The following is a 21251-nucleotide window of genomic DNA, read 5'->3' as shown; positions in this document are numbered from 1 at the left end:
TGAAAACTGAGACTGTCAGGCTGAGCGAAGTCGAAGCCCCTTTTAACTAATAAGCCTTCGACTTCGCTCAGGGTGACATAAATGCTGTCGAGTTGTAACTATAAACTGTGACCGCAAACTGTGACCGCAAACTGCGACTGAGACTGCGACTGCAAACTGAGACTACAAACCGAAACTACTTTTTTTCTTCCAAAAGCGACTGAATCCTCTTAGCCACTTTCTTAGGAGAAATGGTTCTCATGGCATCTTCATAACCTTCGATTATTTTATTTCCATATACAGAAGACGGTAAATTAGGATACAGATTTCGATCCGAAAGCAAAGCATTATCAAGACTTTGATTAAACGGTAGAAATCCTGCATACGGATGCGTTGCGCCCCAGAGCGTAACCACTTTTACACCCAACATCGCTGCAATATGTGCATTTCCGGAGTCCATGGAAAGCATTACGTCCAAATTGCTTATTAGTTTTAGCTCTTGTTGGAATTTAATTTTTCCGGCGACATTTATTACATTTTTAAAGGGCTTTGAAAGAGACTCTAAAATTTCGATTTCTTTCTTTCCTCCTCCAAAAAGTAAAATAGTTTGTTCTTTATTATCAGCCAGTTTTGCAATTACTTCCTCCATGAAATCCAACGGATATACTTTAGAATCATATTGTGCAAATGGTGCAATTCCGATTAGTTTTTGGTAACTTTCTCCCACCAAATCAGTAATTTCAGCACTTAATACCGCTCTTTTCGGAAATTCAGGATTCGATAAGTTGACGGGAAAACCGAGTTTTTCAAACACTTTTGAGTGTCTCTCAAACATCGTTGGTAATTGCTTGAAAATTTTATTCTCGACGCGTGTTAATTCCTTTTTACCTTCTCGTCCTTTGTCGACTGTGGCTCTCTTTTTTCCGGTTAAAGCAAAAAGAAAACTCACAATTTTAGATCTTAAAACATTATGTAAATCTGCAAAAGCATCAATTTTGAGTTTTTTGACATCTGAAAATAATCTCAAAAGCCCCAGAAAACCTTTGTGGCGCTCTTTTTCATCAAAAGCAAAAAAATCAAGATTGGGAATTCCTTCAAAAAAAGGCTTAAAAAACGGACGTGAAATCACCGTAATTTTTATCGTCGGATACTGTTTTACAAAAGCACGTAAAACAGGAACCGTCATGGCAACATCTCCCATTGCAGAGAGTCGCATGACGGCTATATGTTGAATAGTCTTAGACAATTTTGCTGTCAAACTATTTTTTGTTTTGGTATAAAACCGGATTCAAATCATCGTCGTTGTACATTTTCATTTGTTTGTACACTTTCATGAATTTATCTCCATTTTCGATATCTGTCAACAAATCATCGATTGCTGTAGATAAATCACTTCTTTGTTCTAAAAGAATATTTAATTTTTCCTGACACTTATCTCTGTGCTCTTGTGAAGCCTCTGCACGAGTAGCTTCTTCATGCATATGATAAATTTTTAATGCCAAAATAGACAATCTGTCAAATGCCCAAGCCGGACTTTCAGAATTGATTTTTGCACCGTCTTTTACTTTTACTTCGCTGTATTTTTGCAAAAAATAACTGTCGATATATTCTACCATATCGGTACGTTCCTGGTTAGAAGCATCAATTCTTCTTTTTAATGTTAATGCTGCTACCGGGTCAATTTGCGGATCACGAATAATATCTTCAAAATGCCATTGAACAGTGTCAATCCAGTTTTTTAAGTATAATAAATGTTCAAATTTATCTTTTGGAAACGGATTGTTTATAGGTTGATCAACATTATCAAACTGGTGATAATCTTTGATGCTTTGTTCGAAAACCGAATATGCTAATTTTGAAAACATGTCTTTATTTTTTAGAGAGACAAAGATACTTTTTATACTTTTATAGTTCGAAAAAAAACTTTACTTTTTCGTCATTAATAAAGGTTATATCCTAACAATTCTAAAAACTCCTTATGAAAATTCATTATATATCGGAAGATAACAGTGTTTTAAACCATTTTTTAGGTCAAATTCGAAATATAAATGTTCAAAACGACAGTATGCGTTTTCGAAGAAACATAGAGCGAATCGGCGAAATTATGGCCTATGAACTGAGTAAAACTTTGGCTTATAAAAGTGTCGAAATTCAGACTCCGCTTGGGATTAAAAAAACAACCGAAATAAGTGAAGATCTGGTTTTATGTTCAATTTTAAGAGCCGGATTACCCCTGCACAATGGGTTTTTAAATTATTTTGATCATGCAGAAAACAGCTTTGTTTCTGCTTGCAGACATCATCCGAATAATGATGATGCTTTTGAAATTTTAGTTGAATATCAAGCGCTTTCAAACATAAACAATAAAACGGTTCTGCTTCTCGACCCGATGTTGGCCACAGGTCAGTCTATCGTTGCTGTTCATGAAAAATTAGTTCAAAACGCAACTCCAAACGAAATTCATATTGTAGTCGTGATTGCTGCTCCGGAAGGCATACAGTATCTCGAAAAGAATCTTCCCGAAAATTGCCACTTATGGGTTGCTTCGTTGGACGAGAAATTAAACGAAAAAAATTACATTATTCCGGGTCTTGGTGATGCCGGTGATCTTGCTTATGGCAGTAAATTATAATTGGGACAAAAATGTAAATAAACTACAGGCAATGAGCGCGTAAAAAACAATTTCATTATTTAACTTTTGCTGTATATATTCTACATGTCCTGATGCCATAATGGTTAAAGGTGCAATACTAAACAACAATAAATCGTTGCTTTTGTTTGGTGAAACAATAAAAACAATAACCGCTATAAAAAAACAGGCTACTACTTTTTTGTATGATGAATGCACAATTTGTGGCCTGTTTGAAAAGGTTGTTAACATCGAAAACACAAAAAATAAGGCTACCGCAGTGTAGATTGAAAGTGCAGCGTTTTCGTAATTGTTCTTAAAATAATCAATACTGAAATCAACTACAGCACGTTTTTCAAAAAACTGAATGGCATCGATATGAAAGACCAAAGAGATTAATAAAAAAATCACGCTAACCGCTAAAAGTGCTATAAAAGGCAATACCCAGTTTCTATAATCACGTGAAACGTGAAAAATAATCGATATAAAAACCAATATCAGGAAAAGAATACACCAAAATTGAAATAAAGAAGCTACTAAAATCCAAAAAGAAGCGTCAAATATTTTTTCTTTTGAAGCCTTCAGAGACTGAAGCGAAATTAACCTTCTAAGGGCTAACAGAATAAAAAAGTTCGCATATATTACATTCGAATCATTAAATATTGTGGGGAAAAACAATAAGAACAATAAGTAGAAAAATATCGAGTAACCGTTGTCTTTACTGAGTCCGTTCTTCTTTACAATAAAATTAATCAGGAAAAAAGAAGCAAAAATAAAGCACAAAAGACTTATTTTTTGAAATGCCAAAAACGGGGAACTGATCCAGGATGGTTCCTGAATTTGAAAAAGAAAAAAGAAAACCAGTATTAAAATTACGACCAATGAATAATTTAATGGCGTAGATTTTTTAAAAACACTTGTTATCATAAGGATATTTTATACTTTTGTGACTGTAAATATAATACTTGTTTAAAAGGAAAACCAACAAGTTGAAAAAGATTCGATCAATTGAATTTTGTGTTCAATGCGTTACAAAACAATAAATAACATATAATTTTATAAATTATGACAGCTTTTTTTGAAGGAATACAATACTTATTCGTTAACATTTTATTTGCTCCACTTGACTTTTTACGTCGTTTAGAGCTAATTACTTGGTTTGGTGCAAACACAATTAACTGGATATTTATGATTATTTGTTCTGCAGCAATCGTATATTGGATTAAACAATTACGCATTTTTGATGCTGCAGGAACAGAAAATCAAGATACTACGGCTCACTCTTTCTTAAAGTAAGTCGAAGCCGATATCTTTTCTAAAATACATCTTATCAAAATTTAGTTTATCTATGTTTTGGTAAGATTTTTTTATGGCTTGTTGGAAATCATCTCCGTAAGAAGTAATCGTCAATACACGACCTCCGTTACTCAAAACTGCTCCATCTTCTAATTTAGTTCCCGCGTGGAAAACAATAGAATCAGTAATATTTTCTAAACCGGTAATTACTTTTCCTTTCTCGAAATCTTCCGGATATCCGCCTGAAACCACCATAATTGTTGTGGCACTTCTTGGATCAACCTCTAATTCAAAAGAATCTAATTTCTGATCTGCTACGGACAAGAACAGTTCAACTAAATCAGATTTTAATCTTGGTACTACAACTTCTGTTTCCGGATCCCCCATTCTCACGTTGTATTCAATAACGATTGGTTCGTTTTTCACATTGATCAAACCAATAAATACAAATCCTTTGTATTCAATTCCATCTTTCTGAAAACCTTCAATTGTTGGTTTTACGATACGTGTTTCGATTTTTTCCATCAAAACGGCATCTACGTAAGGAACCGGAGAAACTGCTCCCATTCCGCCTGTATTTAATCCTGTATCACCTTCGCCAATTCGTTTGTAATCTTTAGCTGTTGGCAAAATTTTATAACTTTTACCGTCAGTTAAAACAAAACAGCTTAATTCAATTCCGTCTAAAAATTCTTCGATAACTACTTTTGAACTCGCCGCACCAAATTTTTGATGAACCAGCATGTTTCTCAATTCTGTTTTAGCTTCTTCTAAATCCTGAATAATCAAAACTCCTTTTCCGGCAGCTAAACCATCTGCTTTTAAAACGTATGGCGGTTGTAATGTTTCTAAAAAGTCACATCCTTTTTCAACTGTTTCAGCCGTAAAACTGTCGTAAGCTGCAGTTGGAATGTTATGTTTCATTAAGAATTCTTTAGCGAATTCTTTACTTCCTTCTAATTGTGCCCCTAATTTAGATGGCCCAATAACCGGAATATGCTTTAAACTTTCGTCATTTTTGAAATAATCGTAAATACCTTTTACCAACGGATCTTCAGGTCCAACGACTACCATACCTACTTTTTCCTGTAGTACAAATGTTTTTATAGCATCAAAATCGGTTGGAGACATTGCAACATTTGTGGCAATACCGGCAGTTCCGGCATTTCCCGGTGCAACAAAAAGTTTTTCGCAAAGCGGACTTTGAATCATTTTCCATGCAAATGCATGCTCTCTTCCGCCTGATCCCAATAGTAAAATTGTCATGTGTTGTTGTATTTAGTTGTGGTGCAAAAATAATTGCTTTTGAACGTAAAAAATAATTAAATCTTAAAAAGTTGTTGATTCATCACTGTTAGTAATTGGATAATATTATTTTTGATGAAAATTCAGTCTTAAAATGATTTCTCTTTTTGATCTTTCGCTTCAATTAAATGGTTTTCCGATAAAGAAAGCAAAGGCTGATTTAGATGCAATCACTCGTCTTTCTGAAAAGGAATTTTTACAATTTCTTCAAAAACAAAAAGATGATATTGTTGGTTTTCACTTGCAAAACAATCCATTTTATAACGAATTAGTTGGAAACAAAATTGTCCGAAAATGGGAAGATTTACCCGTTCTGAACAAGCAAAATTTGCAAAAGCCACTTGAACATAGACTTTCAAAAGGCTATACTTTAAAAAATGTCTATTGTAACAAAACGTCCGGATCCAGCGGGACGCCTTTTGTTTTTGCTAAAGATAAGTATACTCATGCCATGACCTGGGCTTCCAATAGTATGCGTTTTGGCTGGTTCGGAATCGATTTTAATTACTCTTATCAGGCTCGTTTTTACGGTATTCCGATGGATTTTGTTGGCTATCAAAAAGAGCGCTTTAAAGATTATTTAGGGAACCGGTTCCGATTTCCTGTTTTTGACTTATCGGATGAAGTTTTGGAAAGATTTCTGCAGAAATTCAAAACAAAAAAATTCGATTACCTCAACGGTTATACCAGTTCTATTGTTTTGTTTGCTAAATTCTTAGAGAAAAAAAATAGTTTTTTAAAAGACATTTGTCCAACACTAAAGGCCTGTTTTGTGACTTCGGAAATGCTTTTTGAATCGGATAAAAAACTATTAGAAAAACAATTCGGAATTCCGATTATCAATGAATACGGGGCTTCGGAACTGGATTTGATTGCTTTTGAAAATCCAAAAGGCGAATGGCAGGTAAACTCCGAAACGCTTTTTGTTGAAATTTTGGATGAACATAATCAGGTTTTACCTTATGGAAAAGAAGGTCGCATCGTGATTACTTCTTTATTTAACAAAGCGAATCCATTTATAAGATACGACATTGGCGACATTGGAATTTTAGATGAAAAAAGTACGCTTCAAAAACCGATTCTCAAAAAACTGGTTGGTAGAACCAATGATGTCGCGCTCTTACCAAGCGGGAAAAAATCACCCGGATTGACGTTTTATTATGTCACTAAGAGCATTATTGAAGACGATGGTAATGTAAAAGAGTTTATCATCAAACAAACCCAATTAGATACGTTTGAAATTGAATATATCAGTGAACATGAATTAGATATCCATCAGATTCAAAAAATAGAAGAGGCTATTTCTTTGTATTTAGAACCTAATTTAAATTTCAGTTTTATTCGAAAGACGGTTTTAGAAAGAACGAACCGTGGAAAACTAAAACAGTTTAAATCTTATTTATAAATAAAATCTTACATTTGTTTTTCAATTAAAAACTTATGGACGATCTATCTTTACTTCCGGAAGAAACAATTTCTAACAAAATATACTTTATTCGCAATCAAAAAATAATGCTTGATCGTGATCTTGCGATGCTCTATGGTGTTGAAACAAAGGTTTTAAAACAAGCTGTTAAAAGAAATTTATCTCGATTTCCAGAAGATTTTATGTTTGAACTTAATGAATCAGAGTTTAAAAATTGGAGGTCACAGTTTGTGACCTCCAATTCTGATAAGATGGGTTTACGTTATGCTCCAATGGCATTTACAGAACACGGAATTTTAATGCTTTCAAGTGTTTTGAAAAGCGATAAAGCAATCCAAACTAATATTCAAATTATGCGCATTTTCACAAAAGTGAGAGAATTGCTTTTAGGTACCACAGAAATGAAAATTGATATTCTCCAAATTCAAAAGAAATTAGAAAATCACGATAAAAATATAGAATTGGTTTTTAGCTACTTAGATGAATTAACGGAGAAAAAGGAAAACGAAAGTGAAAGAATTAAAATTGGTTATAAAAAATAATACTCTTTAAGGTTACAAATTACAACCTCCGATCTTACTCTATTTATTCTTTATATATCGAGGTTTTATAACCAACTGCGTAAATAAAAATCTTGTCATCAACAAAAGAGAAAACACAAAGTTATAACCGTGAAATCCTCTGTAAACGCCAAAATTGTGTTTAATCAATTTGAATTTTGAAGATGAAATAGAATCTTTTCTAATTCTATAAAAAGCCAAAGGTTCCGCAACTGGTCTGGTTGTTTTGATCTGTTTTAAAATCGTTAGCCATAAACGCCAATCTTGCCTTTTCTGAGAGGCTGGCAAGGTAATTTTTCCAAAATAAGCTGTATCGTAAATTGCCGTTAAATTACCGACATAATTGCAGTAAAATAATTGCTTATAAGTTAGCTTTAATGGTGCTTCTACTCTTCTGTTTAAATCATTGCCTTCTTCGTCTATACAATCATAAAATGAAAAGGTAAAAGGCAAATTGTTTGCTTTTAAAAACCAGATTTGTTTTTCCAGCTTTTCCGGAAACCATAAGTCATCGGCATCGAGATAGGCAATATATTTTCCTGTGGCTTTTTCTAAGGCTACATTTCTCGCAAAACCATTTCCAGAGTTCTTCGCTAACTGAAAAAATTTTATTCTGTTGTCGTTTCGAGCAAATTCCGCAATAATAGCGACCGTTTGATCCGTTGAAGCATCATCAACCAAAATTGCTTCCCAGTTTTGATAACTTTGATTCTGAACTGATTCTAAAGTTGCTCTGATGAACTTTTCAGTATTATAGGTGGGTATTATAATCGATACTAATTCATTCATTTGACGACGACTATCGGAATTTATATTTTTTAATTAAAAAAAAATCAGTCCGAATTCAATTAAGAAATCCGGACTGTATGAAGTGTATTATTTTATATAACTGGAGAAATCTTTGTGTTCCTCTTTAGAAAGTTCTTCCGGAGAAAGGGATCTGAAATAATCATACGTAATTTTCATTCCTTCCGAACGATTTACTTTTGCTTCCCAGCCCAATAGTTCTTTTGCTTTTGTGGTGTCTGGCTGACGTTGTAAGGGATCATTTATTGGTAATGGATGGTAGACTACCTTTTGATTGGTTCCTGTCAATTTAATGATTTCTTCTGCAAAATCCTTAATTGTGATTTCATCCGGATTTCCAATATTTACAGGATACACATAATCAGAATGCAGTAATCTGAAAATTCCTTCTACCTGATCATCCACATAACAAAACGAACGTGTTTGCATTCCATCTCCAAAAATCGTCAAATCTTCTCCGCGAAGTGCCTGTCCGATAAACGCAGGAATTACACGACCGTCATTGAGTCGCATTCTAGGTCCATACGTATTAAAAATACGCACAATTCTGGTTTCTACACCATGGAAAGTATGATATGCCATAGTGATCGACTCCTGAAAACGTTTCGCCTCGTCATAAACACCACGTGGCCCGATTGTATTTACGTTTCCGTAATATTCTTCTGTCTGAGGATGAACCAAAGGATCTCCATAAACTTCTGAAGTTGATGCAATCAGAATCCTGGCTTTTTTTACTCGGGCTAAACCTAACAAATTATGTGTTCCCAACGAACCTACTTTTAAGGTCTGAATCGGAATTTTTAAATAGTCAATAGGGCTCGCCGGCGAAGCAAAATGTAGTATATAATCTAAATCACCCGGAATGTGAACAAATTTGGTAATATCGTGATGGTAAAATTCGAAATGTTCTAATTTGAATAAATGCTCAATATTTTTAAGATCTCCCGTAATCAGATTATCCATTCCAACAACATAATAGCCTTCTTTGATGAATCGATCGCACAAATGCGATCCTAAAAATCCTGCTGCCCCGGTGATAAGTATTCTTTTCATAGTAATTATTTATACATCGCAAATGTAACTTATTTGAAAATTATAAAAACTATTCTAAAAAAAAACTGTCTAAATTAATTTGGACAGTTTTATAAATTCTTTAAAAATTTATTATTCATTACTATTATACTAATGCAGAAAAAAGTTCTAAAGTATTTAGTCCAAAAGCTGATTATTCTCTTTTTGGATCAAAAGACTAACCTTAGCTTCTGAAAATAGTGCTTTTATCTCTATATTTTCTGTTCATCAGCATAATTAGCTACGCTAAACATACAGTAAATAACTATAAAGAAAATTATTCCTCTCTGTCTACTCAAAAAAGATTCGCTTAAAAATAAAACGGTCATAGTTACAGAAAAAGAAATAAGTAGAAAATCTTTATACCTGATCCCTTTTTTTATCGAAATAAACAACATACTGACAACGATTAAAAAACCAAGTATCCCGAGTTCTGAAAATATTTGAACATATTCATTATGAAAATTAAATTCTCCATAACTGGAGTGCAAATTATACTCTTTTACTTTTTCTCTTATTTTATTCTGCGAAGCATCTAATCCAAATCCTGTAAAAAAAATAGCATCCTCCTGAAGCATTTCTTTAAAAATTCTAATCTGAAAAACCCGAAAAGCTGCTCCAGGGAAAAAATCATTCTGTTGAAATTTATCCTGGTTCCAAGCTTGTTTCAAACTTATATTATAAATCGGTCCCTGATTTTCTTCAGTAGCTTTCTTTAAGGAGCTATCAACAAATATTGTTTCAAACTCAATCATGAACCTGTCTCTGACTGGCTTAATTAAAAATATCGAACTTAAAAACACCGTAATTACCGTCGAGACTAATATCGTTTTTGTTTTTCTGGAAACTGCAGAAAAAAAGAAATAATAAATCATTATCATAACCAAATCGACAATAATAATATTCTTAGATGACAATAAGATTATAAAGACAATAAGAATTGCAAAACCAACTTTATCAACAAATAATTTATTCTTCTTAACCAGAAAAAAAAACATTCCTAAAGAAGCAAAAACAGCAACGTAAATTGCATTTAACTTTAATGTGACTAGCTCGTGATAGAAAAAAACATTTGCGTTTCCTGATACCAAAAATTTTACAATCGCTTTTAAAAAATAAAAGACGGCAAAACCAACCATTGCAAAACTGAAGTAATTAAAAACCTTATTTACATGATTGCGATTTATTTTCGGCAATCCGCAAAAAGCTAACGGAATCAGAAAAAACAGCACTTCTTTTTGCAATCCTCTAATTGTTAATTTACTGTCTAATGTCCAAATGAGTGACTCAAGCATTACCCCATACAATAGTATTGGAAGTATTAACGCTCCGGAAATTGAAAAATTTGCTTTTTTGAATTTGGAAAAAGAAACAATTAAAAAAAGTATGCAAGTCAAGCTGCCAATTATATATTCCATTGGAAGTGTAATCAGCATTGCTGTTAAAAAATAAACCAGCAAAGTCTTATTTTTCCACAATTCATCAATTTTATTGAAGACTTTTTTCGAATAAACTAAGGTATGATTCATTTATTTTTTCCCAATTAAACTCTTTAATTATAGTATCAAAGTTATCCTGAACAATTTGTTCATAATCCTTTCTTTTTACTGTTTCGATAATACATTTAACTTCAGTAGCATTCGAAAAGTAAAATGCATTTTCCTGTAAAATAGCGCGATTAAATTCATTGTTATGTGCCACAATTAATGTTTTAGCCGCCATTGCTTCCAGTAAAGAAGGGTTTGTTCCTCCAACTGAATGTCCATGAAAATAAATCGTGGAGAAATATCTCAAATTATCCAGATGCTCTTTGTTATAAATTCCTCCTGTAAAACGTATCTTTTGATTGTTAGAAAACTTCTTTTTGAGATATTTTCCAAAACCATTATCATTATTTCCTACAACCAATATTATTTTATCATTTTGACTATCAACAACTCCGTCCAAAATCATTTCAATATTATTTTCAGGCTCAAAACGTGCTATTAGCAAGTTGTAATTGTTTTTTTCAACATTATATTGTGAAAGTAAATCCTGTTGTGGATCTAAAAATACCTCAGCGCCATAAGCAATATAGACCGCGTCTTTATGGTATATCTCTTTTAAATATTGTTTAATTCCAAGCGAATCTGCAACCAAATGATCACTACTTTTGACTGCTTTTTTTTCAGCTATCTTTAGAAATTTTTGGGTTATTTTAGAGTATTTACTTCTCTTCCATTCCAATCCATCCATATTAGTAATGATAATTGATTTTTTTGGTAATAAAAAAGACCATATCGAACTACTTGTGTACCCCAATTGCAGAATAACATCAAAATTTCTTTTTCTGGAATCCAGAATACAATTAAGGTCATAAATAAATTGTCCTGCGGTACCTATTTTATTTTCCGGATCGTATTGATGAATAATATTCACCCCTTTATAATACGTTTCCTGAAAAACATGAGTATGCGAATTGTAGACATAAACATCGTGCTTTTGTTCTGCTGCATAAACAGCAAAACACTCGGCAAACTGTTCAAACCCGCCATAATTATTTGGGATTCCTCTTGTTCCAAGTATGGCTATTCTCATTTAAATTATTTTAATCAGGCTTCAAAAATAATGAATTAAAAGTTCTTAAATAATTTAATTGATTATGAACAAATTAAATTTTAATTAACCAATAGGTTTGATTAAATTCCTACTTTTGTCTGAGAATAATTTATCTCAGCAGGTTATGATTAATTTTGAATATCTGGAAAAACATTTAGACGATTTGCGCTTACAATATCTAACTGCCAGCCCATTTCCGCATTTAATAATTGATGGCTTTTGTGAAGAAGAAAAATTAATAAAAGCGCATAAAAGCATTCCTGAACTCAATAATAAGAGCCGTGATTATTCTTTTGCAAATAATAAATTTGAAAAATCAAATTATAAGGAACTAGGACCTGAGTTACGTGATTTATATGACGACCTTTCGTCTGAACGATTCAATAAAATTATTTCATATATAACCTCAAAAACAATTTTTGTTGACCCAAAGAATCATGGTGGAGGATTACATCAAGGCAAGAAGAATAGTTTTTTAGACATGCACTTAGATTTTAATTATCATCCTTTAAACAAAAATTGGTATCGGGAATTAAATTTACTTTTGTATCTGAACAAAGATTGGAAACCTGAGTATAAGGGTGGCTTAAAAATAACCGATTTAAGAACCGGACAAGAAGCAGAACTTGATGTACCTTTTAATCGTTTAATTATTCAGCAATGTGCCCCTTATACACTTCATGGATATGATATGACCTATTTCCCTGAGGGATGTTTTAGAACGTCTGTTGCAACCTACGCCTATCAAATTCATGAAAGACAAATTGAAAAACCACGAACTACAGATTGGTTTCCTAAGGATGATGCCTCGTTTTTAAAGAAACAATTTGCTAAAAATTATAATTTTTTAGTGAAAACAAAAAATAAATTATTTGGTAGCAACACTGCAAAAAATCAATAACTTGACTTTCAGATTAGCGATACTGTTTTATTAGTCGATATAAAACATCCGCTGATTTTTCCCAGTTGTAATTTTCTTTAATCTTCTGCGCCATTATTTCAAAATCTGAACTTCGGTTTTCTTCTAAGATCTGGAGAAGTTTTTTATTAAATTCAATCTGATTGTATGGGTCAAAATAAAATTCCTCAAAAAAACTAAAATCTGACATTGCGGTTTTATCCGAACAAATTGTTGGAATTTTAGCTGCTACTGATTCCAGTGGAGGAATTCCAAAACCTTCTGCTACAGAAGGATAAACGGATACATTTGCTCCTCTAAGCAACAACAACATGGTCTGAAAATCGGTGTTTTCTAAGGTAACTACCTGCTCTTTTATTTCAGGACTCAATTTGTCATAAATTTCATTATACTCCTGAGCAACAATAGTATGGTTTCCTAAAAAAAGAAGTTGCTGTTTTTTATATAATTCTAAATCAACAAAAGCTTTTAAAACCATCTGTTGATTTTTTCTTGGCTCCCATCGGCTTACATAAATAATATATTCATTCAAAGCGAATTCTTTTCTGACTTTTGCTTTAATCAATTCTTTGTCATACTCCTTAAAAAAAGCGTCCTCAACGGCATTCGGTGTAATTTCGTAGTTAGATATCCCAAAATGTTGCTGGATTTGCTGTTTAGAATATTCAGAAACAGTTAGTCTAATATCGGCCAATTTAGCACTTTGTCTATATACAATTCTATTGACCATTCTGCTAAAAAACGGGAAGAAACCCGGAAAATCGATAAACAGTACGTCATGGGTTGTAGCGATATATTTACACCTTTTAAGAGGGGAAACGATGTACTGAAAATGAGCAAAATCAATTTTATACTTTTTGATAATTTGAGGTATATCAACGAGTAACCTCAAATATTTGTTGTGGTATTTATACTTTATGTAGGTAACATTTGAATGATTACCAAAAATAGACGCTAAGTGATCCGGTTTAGTACTCCCTAAAAAAAAATGAAGTTCCTGTTGTCTGATTAGCTCAGAATACAACCCTTTTAAATAGGTTCTTGTTCCTTGAAAGCCATCGTCAAAAACATGACAATCAACAAAAATACTGATGGTATTTTTACTACTCATTTTCTATGCCTTTTTGACGATTATTTTCCCTTATAATAACTTCTCTAAGCGCTATCAGAAACCCAATTATTATCGATTTATTGTCCAATTTTAAATACAATCCCAGAAAGACCCAGTTGGAAACGATGAGGAAAACACTGGTTCCAATTAATAAATAATTAATGCTTTGTACTGCCTCGATATCCGATCTTTTTTGTCTGTATAAAACGACCAAAAAAATAAGAAGCAAAAAAACACCCAATAGTCCCGATTTTAAAAACACGGTCATGTATCCGTTGTGCACAATAGGAATATACTGAACGTACTCATGATCATTTGTCCAAACTTTTCTGCCCAAGTTTAGGGTCGAACCTAAGCCTTCCCCGAAAAAAACAGCTCTGTTTCCCTTACTTGAAACCTGTTTTACGGCAATTATATTTTCAAACGATCTGTAATTATCGTTAAAATCTTTCCAGTCATCCTTGTCTATTCTTGTTTTAAAAGCTTCTACGGGAGCAATTTTTACTTTATATAAAAAAGCCTGTATCCCTTTCCCTTCTCTTTTTGGGTTAATGTAAACAATCGTCGTGTAACCTATAATTGCACCCAATGCAACAAATAAAATTACTTTTAAAGATCTCTTACTATAAATTAAATATCCTTTTAAGCCTATATATAAAATTATAAACTGAATCAAATTTGTTCGCGCCAGATACAAAAAGCTTGATAAACCTATTATTACCAGCAATATTCTTCTCTGATTTTTTGAAATTTCTACTTTCAGATTTTTATAAAAAATAAGAATAATTAGTACATAAATCTCATAATCACTAAAATACCCCCCGTGCTCCCGTAAAAGATTAACACTTAAAGTTCTAAATTCAAGTACCGTAAAAAATAACATTATCAAGTGCATCAAAGCAATTGCTAATCCGGTATACACTATAACCTTTAAAGCTAATTTACTACTAAATCTACAAAGCTGATACCCAACCACCAATCCTAAAATGGGTTTAACTAGGTAGGTAAAATCTCTAATGAATAAAAAAACGGTTGTCGCACTGAATAAAGTAGAAACCACTGCAACTGAAAGTATCGTAAGAAAAATAGCACTGTATTTAATAATAGTAACAGAATATTTTCTCTTAATAGTCATCAATAAAGTTAAAACCCAAACGGCAAAAGTGAGTTCGTAATTAGCAAACAAAGAGACTCCGATGCAGAGCAAAAATAAAATCTGATACGGAAAACTTTTATAAATGGTTAAGTTCATCATTACTTACTCAATCTTATTATTGGTTTTAAAACGATGCCATATAATACTATAATCAATATTTCAATGCTTATTGTTGCTATAAAAGCTCCTTGTAATCCAATGTTTTTTACTAATATGAAAAACACAAATAAGCTAAAAAAGGAGGATCCAATTGTAATGTTTATGTATTCCTTATTCCGGTCTAATGCAAAAAGTAATTGTTTTAAAGCCATAGAGATTGCCATAAATATTGGAATAATTAAACCAGTTTTGAAAAACAATGTCATCGATTCTAATTCATTTGAACGAATATTGAAATATAATAAAATTTGCTTTGTAGAAACAACTGCAATAATCAATAATGATAATACTAGTACGTAATTTAAACCATTATACTTAAACCACTGTGAAATTCCATTTTTCAAATTCTTATGAACCTGTAAACAAACATCTGCATAGATAAAATTGAAAAACATTTGCAAATAGGTTCTGAAAGTCATAATAATCTGATCTATGATTCTATACTGTCCTGCCATATTATTTCCTCCCACATAACTAATTATCATAATCGGCAGGTATTGATAAAAGGAAAGAAACAATTGTGAAAATGTTAGGGAAAAATCCTTTTTTAATAGCTCTAAAGCGTCCTTTGAAACATTTTTATAGAGTCGAAGATCATATTTTTTTATCAGACTAATTAATCCTATTAAACTCGCAATTATCAACCCCAATCCCAAAAACGCATTGGCATAAATATAATCACCCTTTTTATTGATAAAAATAAAAACACCGGCCACATAGATAATCTTAGAAGTAATATTAACAAAAGTAATCCATTTATAATTTTCTAAACCTTGAAAAACCCATGTAGGGTTAATGAATTGCCCAATAACATACGAAAAACTAAAGAAAAAAACCGCTTGCTCTTTATTAAAAAAGGGCACAAAACAGATCAGCAAAAAGGCGAGTAACAGTAATACTACTATCAAAAACAATTTCATTATATATATTGAAACTATTTTTCTTTTAATGATCTCAGGATTGCTTCTGTTAATAGATATTTCTTTGGTTCCGTTAATATACGAACCGTAATCAACCAAAACATTTAATATTAAAGCAAAAGAAAACCCAACGCCAATCTTCCCTAGTCCTTCTTTTTCGCAAATAGCAACCAAATAAGGCATTACCAAAAGCGGACTAACAAGATTAAAGACCTGGCCAATTCCATAAATAATAAAATTTTTAATTCTATTATGCTGCAATACATTTAGATATTTTGATTTAAACAAAATGATATGATTTATTTACAAATTTACTATATAGTCACCTGTCTGTTCTAAAATAATATAAGTTCAACTTAACAACTTAACAAATCATTTTAGATCAAACTTAGATTATCTATTTCAAAAAAAAGAGCCACAAAATATGGCTCTCGAATAGTATGAAATAATCTTATTTTACAATTAATTGTATTTGATCATAAAGTGCTTTCTCAGAATAAAATAACGGATCGTAAATTCCTTTTTGAGATTTGATGTTTTGCACAACTGAATTCTTTTTGTCAAGGATTTTAACGCAATCATTCGGAATAAAGTAGTTGAAAAATAGCGAGTCTTTGGCTTCAAAACTTTTGCTGAAATATTTCATCTTAAAATTTTTGACGGTAACTTCTTTTTGTGCTTCATTGGTACCAAAATCAATTCTGATATAGTTAGGAATTACATTTTCCGGCAAATTAAAAACAATATCTTGTGGATTATCATTCGCTTTTACAGCTACCCAAACCGAATTTTCTTCCTTATAAGGAACATCATACTCGTCTTGACTGTAGTACAACTGAAAATTATCATCCGTTTTGACTATTGCTGTTAAAGTTACTTGAAAATTATTTTTATTCGTTTCAACTTCAATCGGTTTAATTTCTTCTTTACTAACCTCTTTCTTGCAAGAAATAAAAGTTAATGCTAAAATCAAACTTGTAAAAATTAATTTTGTTCTCATTTTTTAAAATTTTGGGCTAAATTAGTTTTTTAAGACTTAAAAAAATAATGCTTTACATAAACTGATAACATGATCTTTATGCTATTATTCAGATAAAAATATTAGTTATTATTCTCAATAATCAGCTTTTGCTTTCTATAAAAAGCTCTAAAAAAACTTAAGAAAATATAGCCAAAAACAAACACTAAAGGCAACAATAACTTCTTTTTTCCGTAAAATAGACCTGTTTTTTCAATATTTAATGTTGTACTTATATCTTTTATAATTTTATCATAGCCAATTAATTCAAGCCTGTGATATCCTTGTTCTTTAACTAAATCTCCCTTCGTTTTAATAACGTCATTAAGCTGTGTATTCTCATTATAATAGACCAACTTGTCACTTTTCTGAGAACCATTAACATTTGTAGAAAATTCTTTTAATACATTATTAATTTGAGAAATGGTCGTATCATTTTGTACCATTTTCGCCTTTACATTAATCAAATTTGCTTCCTGAATTTTTTTAAAATACTCTGTTTTATTAAAAAAATTAAGAAGAGATTCCATTATTTCATTATCAATAACTACACTATCTGTAAACACTGAAATCTTATGGTATCGGTAGTTTTTACTTGTCAGATTATCGTCAATGGTTTTTTTAATATCTCCATTATCTGCCATTAACTTGATCAATTCAAAATTTTCAGGTTTATTTTCAATCAATTTATAAATATCCGCTATCGGTTCGATTTCAATAGACTTAAATTTTTTAGGGTGCAGAATTCCAACTGTGCTCTTTAAAAAAACGGTATCACCCTCTTTAATTTTAGAATCAATTAAATTCACTTTAGCATATAGATAATCAGTGCTCTCAAAATTTGGTGCAACAATAATTTGATGCTCATAGTTTTTTTGAGTTTTATCTAAAAACATTCCAAGACCAAAGCCAATTATAACCAAAGCCAAAACAACAATCTTGTTTTTTATAAAAAACTGAATTCCTCTAAAAATTGATGTATTGATCTTTTGGAAAAAATCATTTATCTTTTTAGAAATCTGCAACAAATCAATTTCCTGATCTTCTTGGCTTTGAGGTACTTTTGTACTCATCTATAAGTTCTATTTTATGTTAAAAATTTGCTCTAAAATCTTAATCGTGATCAAATAAGTAGGTTTTACACCAGTCGTTCCAAGTCCTCCTGAAGCTAAGGTACTTCCAGTTTCTAACGGATTATCTGAAGCATAATAAGCGTATCGTACTTTGATATCGTGTGGTACACTTTTTCTGATTTTTGATGCCGATTGTATTGCTTTTTGATAATAAGAACCTTCCATTTCAAGACCAATCACTCCCCAGGTCGATTCGTGAAAGAATTTTAACAAGTCTCTGTTCTGCAATGATGTTCCTAAAACGGTTACCATAGCACCTTCAAAAACGGCAATGTCATTTCCTTCAAACATGGCTCCTGTTAATTCATTTTCGAAGAAATAATTATCCGCTGTTCCTTCATTTATATGAGCAGTCGGAATCATGATATCTCCTTTTCCACCCTCTAAAATTCCGGCTTTCCCCATTATTGACACTGATTTTACTTCTAACAAAGTATCTTTTTTGAACGGTTTTAAAAGTTCATCAATGGTTTCATACGCTTGTTCTCCAAAAGCATAATCCATTACAATGATCACCGGTTTTTCTTCCTCCAGTTTTGCTTTTGGAAAAGCTGTTTTTGTCCAGTCAATTTTTGCGGTATCAAAAATCTGAACGTCAATATTGGTTCCTGAGGTATCCAATAACGAAATCATTCCGTTTTTCAATGCCAGGTCTTCAACTCCTTTTCTGGTTTCTTTAGCACCTGATTTACTTAACTCTTCATAAATAAAGAAATCAGATTTGTCCTTGAATTTTGTTTTCAACAACGGAGTTGCAAAAATAGAATTCATTACACTGTGCATGTTGGCACTAATAACATGTATTGGACGCTTTAGCAGATTATTTGCTTTTAGAACTTCCTTAATATTTGTTGCCCAGATCTCTCCGTGAATATGGTGTCCTAAACGCTCTCGTAAAACCGGACTAAAGGTAATCGTACGTTTATTGTTGTCAATTACTTCTTCGATTGCTAGTTTTCCTAACCAATAAATAACATGTAAAAAACGATCCGGAACGTCATCTGAACCAAAAGCATCATAAATATCCAAAACCTCTTCGAAGGTTCTGCCTAAAATATTCGCAACATGCGAAATAGCTTTTTCCTTTTCTATTAAAGATAATTTTTTAGTTTGCATTACGGCTTGCTCCAGTTTCATCCAATCGCGTGAAACTTCGCCTCCATCATCCAGTAAAACTCTGTTTTTTATTTTATGTGATTCAATGAAAATAAACGTCAAATGCGTAAGTATATCGTAAATATCTGAACGACCACGTGTGATTTCAACATTCATTTGCTCCTCATCAATGCGGTAACAGTTTCTTCTTCTTTTTGGAGGAACAATCGCTTGAAAATGTGATTTAGAATACCCTTCATCTGAGGTTAAATTAATAAATCGGCATTGTTCAATTCCAATTGGAAGACGTTCTATTACGTACAAAAGTCCATTTAACTCTACTTTCTCTTCAGCAATGTTTCCATAAATTTCCGGACGAAGCGCCAATAAAGATTCACGTAAACTATCCCCTGAGACTCCCATTGGTTTGTAAAAACCACGGTTGAATAAATGACGCATGGTAATGTACATTTTTTCTATCGCTGCTGATGATTCCTGTGCTCTTGATCTTGATATGTGTTTTGTCTCTTTCATTTTATTTAATTTTCAAACTTATAAATAATAAGCTGTATTTCTATTTTAAATTATCCGCTATATCCCTATTATTTGATAGTCGTGGAATTTTATTTTGTCCGCCTAATTTTCCCTGTGATTTCATATAGTCCTGAAATCCGTTTTTCGAAACTTTTGTCACCACTACTTTTCGCAAAACATTCCCGGTAATCAGATCATCGTAATAAATGTTTTGCTTTCGCATTGCGTTATCAATTGCTTCTTCAAAGACTTCCATACTTTCCGGCTCTGTTTCAAACTCTACAAACCATTCATGATACGGTAATCCGCTTGACGGTATGATTTGTGGTGCAACTGTAAATTCGTTAATTACGACTTTTGTTCCTTCTGTCGCTTCTTTCATTGCATTTTCTACTTCGTTGGCAATAACATGTTCTCCAAAAGCAGAAATATAATGTTTGATTCGGCCTGAAACGATCACACGATGCGGAAACAAGGTAGTAAACTGAACGGTATCGCCAATATTATATCGCCAAAGTCCTGCATTTGTAGAAATAATCAATGCATAGTTTACTCCAATTTCTACTTCGCCAACTGTATAACTTTTTGGGTTATTTTCGAAGAATTCATCTGCTTTGATAAACTCATAAAAAATTCCCGAGTTCAGTAACAAAAGCATTCCTTTAATTTTTTGAGAATCCTGATAGGCAAAAAAGCCTTCAGAGGCCGGAAACAACTCAATGCTGTCTACTTTTCTGCCAATCATGTTTTCAAACTTGGCCCGATACGGTTCGTAATTAACTCCGCCGTAAATAAACAAATTAAAATTTTTGAATAACTCTCCTATTTTTTTTCCACCGCTTTTTTCCTGCAAACGCTCAAAATACATTTGAACCCAAGATGGAATTCCCGAAATAATGGTCATATCCTGTTCAATTGTTTCTTCCACAATAGCATTTACTTTGGTATCCCAATCTTCGATGCAGTTGGTTTCCCAGGATGGCATTCGGTTTTTTTGCAAATATTTCGGTACAAAATGTGCTCCAATTCCAGATAATCTGCCAAATTTAATTCCATATTTCTCTACTAAAATAGGGCTTCCTTGCAGAAAAATCATTTTCCCATCAACAAAATCAGCATTTCCACTTTCGTAGATATAGTGCAAAATCGCATTTCGGGAAGCTTCAATATGATACGGCATTGATTCTTTGGTCAGCGGAATGTATTTTGCTCCGGAAGTTGTTCCCGAAGTTTTTGCAAAATAAAGGGGCTTTCCTTTCCACAATATGTCCTTTTCGCCCATTCTAACCTTATCAATGTACGGTTTTAAATCTTCATAATCCCGAATTGGAACTCTTTTCTTAAAATCGTGAACAGACTTTATTTTATCAAAATGATGATCAACGCCAAACTGAGTTTCTTTAGCACTTTGAATTAACTGCTTAAAAACTTCTTGCTGGGTTTCGACCGGTTTATTGGCCCAGGCAAATGTTTGATAGTATATTTTACTGGCAAATAATTTTGCCGCTACAGCTTTAATAGACATCCTTTATGAT

Annotated in this window: 20 protein-coding genes; 5 read left to right on the top strand and 15 right to left on the bottom strand. The window is 32.3% G+C overall.

Annotated features, from left to right (window positions below):
* Window positions 1-175 precede the first annotated feature (175 nt).
* Together LNP23_RS04800 and LNP23_RS04795 are read right to left on the bottom strand one after the other, a co-directional pair.
* Window positions 176-1195 (bottom strand): glycosyltransferase family 9 protein, encoded by a 1020-nt coding sequence (locus LNP23_RS04800; protein WP_230005136.1) that lies wholly within the window; start codon window positions 1193-1195, stop codon window positions 176-178.
* Window positions 1196-1238: 43 nt separating this feature from the next.
* Window positions 1239-1844, bottom strand: a complete 606-nt coding sequence (locus tag LNP23_RS04795; RefSeq protein ID WP_230004097.1) for a DUF4254 domain-containing protein — start codon at window positions 1842-1844, stop codon at window positions 1239-1241.
* Between the two features lie 113 nt (window positions 1845-1957).
* On the opposite strand from LNP23_RS04795, the gene upp reads away from it, so the two are divergent.
* Complete coding sequence (upp, locus tag LNP23_RS04790) at window positions 1958-2611, top strand: uracil phosphoribosyltransferase (RefSeq protein WP_047774631.1); 654 nt, start codon at window positions 1958-1960, stop codon at window positions 2609-2611.
* On the opposite strand, the gene LNP23_RS04785 is transcribed toward upp, so the two are convergent.
* Entirely contained in the window at window positions 2606-3535 is a 930-nt protein-coding gene (locus LNP23_RS04785; protein WP_047774630.1) for a DUF6427 family protein, read from the bottom strand. The genes upp and LNP23_RS04785 overlap by 6 nt on opposite strands.
* Before the next feature lie 138 nt (window positions 3536-3673).
* Here LNP23_RS04785 and LNP23_RS04780 point away from each other — a divergent pair, with 138 nt between their 5' ends.
* Window positions 3674-3904, top strand: coding sequence for a DUF6341 family protein (locus LNP23_RS04780; RefSeq protein ID WP_047774628.1), 231 nt, complete (start codon window positions 3674-3676; stop codon window positions 3902-3904).
* On the opposite strand, the gene purD is transcribed toward LNP23_RS04780, so the two are convergent.
* Window positions 3896-5170, bottom strand: a complete 1275-nt coding sequence (purD, locus tag LNP23_RS04775) for a phosphoribosylamine--glycine ligase (protein WP_047774626.1) — start codon at window positions 5168-5170, stop codon at window positions 3896-3898. The two genes, LNP23_RS04780 and purD, sit on opposite strands and share 9 nt — an antisense overlap.
* Window positions 5171-5303: 133 nt before the next feature.
* Here purD and LNP23_RS04770 point away from each other — a divergent pair, with 133 nt between their 5' ends.
* Both LNP23_RS04770 and LNP23_RS04765 read left to right on the top strand, forming a co-directional pair.
* Window positions 5304-6614 carry a phenylacetate--CoA ligase family protein gene (locus LNP23_RS04770; RefSeq protein ID WP_230004095.1) on the top strand — a complete coding sequence of 437 codons (1311 nt, stop codon included), beginning with the start codon at window positions 5304-5306 and terminating at the stop codon, window positions 6612-6614.
* A 35-nt stretch (window positions 6615-6649) separates the two neighbouring features.
* Window positions 6650-7177 (top strand): ORF6N domain-containing protein, encoded by a 528-nt coding sequence (locus tag LNP23_RS04765; RefSeq protein ID WP_230004093.1) that lies wholly within the window; start codon window positions 6650-6652, stop codon window positions 7175-7177.
* Between the two features lie 39 nt (window positions 7178-7216).
* Here the strand turns inward: LNP23_RS04765 and LNP23_RS04760 are convergent, their stop codons facing one another.
* The 4 genes from LNP23_RS04760 to LNP23_RS04745 all read right to left on the bottom strand — a co-directional run bounded on the left by LNP23_RS04760 (window position 7217) and on the right by LNP23_RS04745 (window position 11650).
* On the bottom strand, window positions 7217-7984 hold the full coding sequence (locus tag LNP23_RS04760; RefSeq protein WP_230004091.1) for a glycosyltransferase family 2 protein: 768 nt from the start codon (window positions 7982-7984) through the stop codon (window positions 7217-7219).
* A gap of 87 nt (window positions 7985-8071) precedes the next feature.
* Complete coding sequence (locus LNP23_RS04755; RefSeq protein ID WP_230004088.1) at window positions 8072-9055, bottom strand: UDP-glucuronic acid decarboxylase family protein; 984 nt, start codon at window positions 9053-9055, stop codon at window positions 8072-8074.
* A 230-nt stretch (window positions 9056-9285) separates the two neighbouring features.
* Complete coding sequence (locus tag LNP23_RS04750; protein ID WP_230004086.1) at window positions 9286-10602, bottom strand: O-antigen ligase family protein; 1317 nt, start codon at window positions 10600-10602, stop codon at window positions 9286-9288.
* Window positions 10562-11650 (bottom strand): DUF1972 domain-containing protein, encoded by a 1089-nt coding sequence (locus tag LNP23_RS04745; RefSeq protein WP_230004084.1) that lies wholly within the window; start codon window positions 11648-11650, stop codon window positions 10562-10564. Before LNP23_RS04745 ends, LNP23_RS04750 begins: the two co-directional genes overlap by 41 nt.
* A gap of 115 nt (window positions 11651-11765) precedes the next feature.
* On the opposite strand from LNP23_RS04745, the gene LNP23_RS04740 reads away from it, so the two are divergent.
* The gene (locus LNP23_RS04740) at window positions 11766-12572 is read left to right on the top strand and encodes a 2OG-Fe(II) oxygenase (protein ID WP_230004082.1); all 807 of its coding nucleotides are present in this window, start codon (window positions 11766-11768) and stop codon (window positions 12570-12572) included.
* A 13-nt stretch (window positions 12573-12585) separates the two neighbouring features.
* Here the strand turns inward: LNP23_RS04740 and LNP23_RS04735 are convergent, their stop codons facing one another.
* From LNP23_RS04735 to LNP23_RS04705, 7 genes are all read right to left on the bottom strand, one after another.
* On the bottom strand, window positions 12586-13701 hold the full coding sequence (locus LNP23_RS04735; protein WP_230004080.1) for a glycosyltransferase family 4 protein: 1116 nt from the start codon (window positions 13699-13701) through the stop codon (window positions 12586-12588).
* Entirely contained in the window at window positions 13694-14956 is a 1263-nt protein-coding gene (locus LNP23_RS04730; RefSeq protein WP_230004078.1) for a hypothetical protein, read from the bottom strand. Before LNP23_RS04730 ends, LNP23_RS04735 begins: the two co-directional genes overlap by 8 nt.
* Window positions 14956-16197, bottom strand: a complete 1242-nt coding sequence (locus tag LNP23_RS04725; protein WP_230004076.1) for an oligosaccharide flippase family protein — start codon at window positions 16195-16197, stop codon at window positions 14956-14958. The genes LNP23_RS04730 and LNP23_RS04725 overlap by 1 nt, the downstream gene beginning before the upstream one ends.
* A 190-nt stretch (window positions 16198-16387) precedes the next feature.
* The gene (locus LNP23_RS04720) at window positions 16388-16936 is read right to left on the bottom strand and encodes a hypothetical protein (protein WP_230004074.1); all 549 of its coding nucleotides are present in this window, start codon (window positions 16934-16936) and stop codon (window positions 16388-16390) included.
* 101 nt (window positions 16937-17037) lie between these two features.
* Window positions 17038-18027, bottom strand: coding sequence for a hypothetical protein (locus tag LNP23_RS04715; protein ID WP_230004072.1), 990 nt, complete (start codon window positions 18025-18027; stop codon window positions 17038-17040).
* A 9-nt stretch (window positions 18028-18036) separates the two neighbouring features.
* Window positions 18037-19716, bottom strand: a complete 1680-nt coding sequence (locus tag LNP23_RS04710) for a DUF6909 family protein (RefSeq protein ID WP_047774606.1) — start codon at window positions 19714-19716, stop codon at window positions 18037-18039.
* A gap of 40 nt (window positions 19717-19756) precedes the next feature.
* Window positions 19757-21241, bottom strand: coding sequence for a GH3 auxin-responsive promoter family protein (locus LNP23_RS04705; RefSeq protein ID WP_230004071.1), 1485 nt, complete (start codon window positions 21239-21241; stop codon window positions 19757-19759).
* Between the last annotated feature and the right edge of the window lie 10 nt (window positions 21242-21251).

Origin of the sequence: Flavobacterium cupriresistens, assembly GCF_020911925.1 — a bacterium.
GTDB classification, from domain to species: domain Bacteria; phylum Bacteroidota; class Bacteroidia; order Flavobacteriales; family Flavobacteriaceae; genus Flavobacterium; species Flavobacterium cupriresistens.
The sequence above is the reverse complement of the archived record's forward strand: the minus strand, read 5'-3'. Positions and strand labels throughout refer to the sequence as shown.

Coding starts and splice junctions, on each gene's coding strand:
- LNP23_RS04710 (WP_047774606.1), bottom strand. CDS start 19,716: ATGAAAGAGACAAAACACATATCAAGATCAAGAGCACAGGAATCATCA.
- LNP23_RS04795 (WP_230004097.1), bottom strand. CDS start 1,844: ATGTTTTCAAAATTAGCATATTCGGTTTTCGAACAAAGCATCAAAGAT.
- LNP23_RS04765 (WP_230004093.1), top strand. CDS start 6,650: ATGGACGATCTATCTTTACTTCCGGAAGAAACAATTTCTAACAAAATA.
- LNP23_RS04755 (WP_230004088.1), bottom strand. CDS start 9,055: ATGAAAAGAATACTTATCACCGGGGCAGCAGGATTTTTAGGATCGCAT.
- upp (WP_047774631.1), top strand. CDS start 1,958: ATGAAAATTCATTATATATCGGAAGATAACAGTGTTTTAAACCATTTT.
- LNP23_RS04735 (WP_230004080.1), bottom strand. CDS start 13,701: ATGAGTAGTAAAAATACCATCAGTATTTTTGTTGATTGTCATGTTTTT.
- LNP23_RS04730 (WP_230004078.1), bottom strand. CDS start 14,956: ATGATGAACTTAACCATTTATAAAAGTTTTCCGTATCAGATTTTATTT.
- LNP23_RS04760 (WP_230004091.1), bottom strand. CDS start 7,984: ATGAATGAATTAGTATCGATTATAATACCCACCTATAATACTGAAAAG.
- LNP23_RS04780 (WP_047774628.1), top strand. CDS start 3,674: ATGACAGCTTTTTTTGAAGGAATACAATACTTATTCGTTAACATTTTA.
- LNP23_RS04745 (WP_230004084.1), bottom strand. CDS start 11,650: ATGAGAATAGCCATACTTGGAACAAGAGGAATCCCAAATAATTATGGC.
- LNP23_RS04720 (WP_230004074.1), bottom strand. CDS start 16,936: ATGAGAACAAAATTAATTTTTACAAGTTTGATTTTAGCATTAACTTTT.
- LNP23_RS04770 (WP_230004095.1), top strand. CDS start 5,304: ATGATTTCTCTTTTTGATCTTTCGCTTCAATTAAATGGTTTTCCGATA.
- LNP23_RS04715 (WP_230004072.1), bottom strand. CDS start 18,027: ATGAGTACAAAAGTACCTCAAAGCCAAGAAGATCAGGAAATTGATTTG.
- LNP23_RS04750 (WP_230004086.1), bottom strand. CDS start 10,602: ATGAATCATACCTTAGTTTATTCGAAAAAAGTCTTCAATAAAATTGAT.
- LNP23_RS04800 (WP_230005136.1), bottom strand. CDS start 1,195: ATGCGACTCTCTGCAATGGGAGATGTTGCCATGACGGTTCCTGTTTTA.
- purD (WP_047774626.1), bottom strand. CDS start 5,170: ATGACAATTTTACTATTGGGATCAGGCGGAAGAGAGCATGCATTTGCA.
- LNP23_RS04705 (WP_230004071.1), bottom strand. CDS start 21,241: ATGTCTATTAAAGCTGTAGCGGCAAAATTATTTGCCAGTAAAATATAC.
- LNP23_RS04785 (WP_047774630.1), bottom strand. CDS start 3,535: ATGATAACAAGTGTTTTTAAAAAATCTACGCCATTAAATTATTCATTG.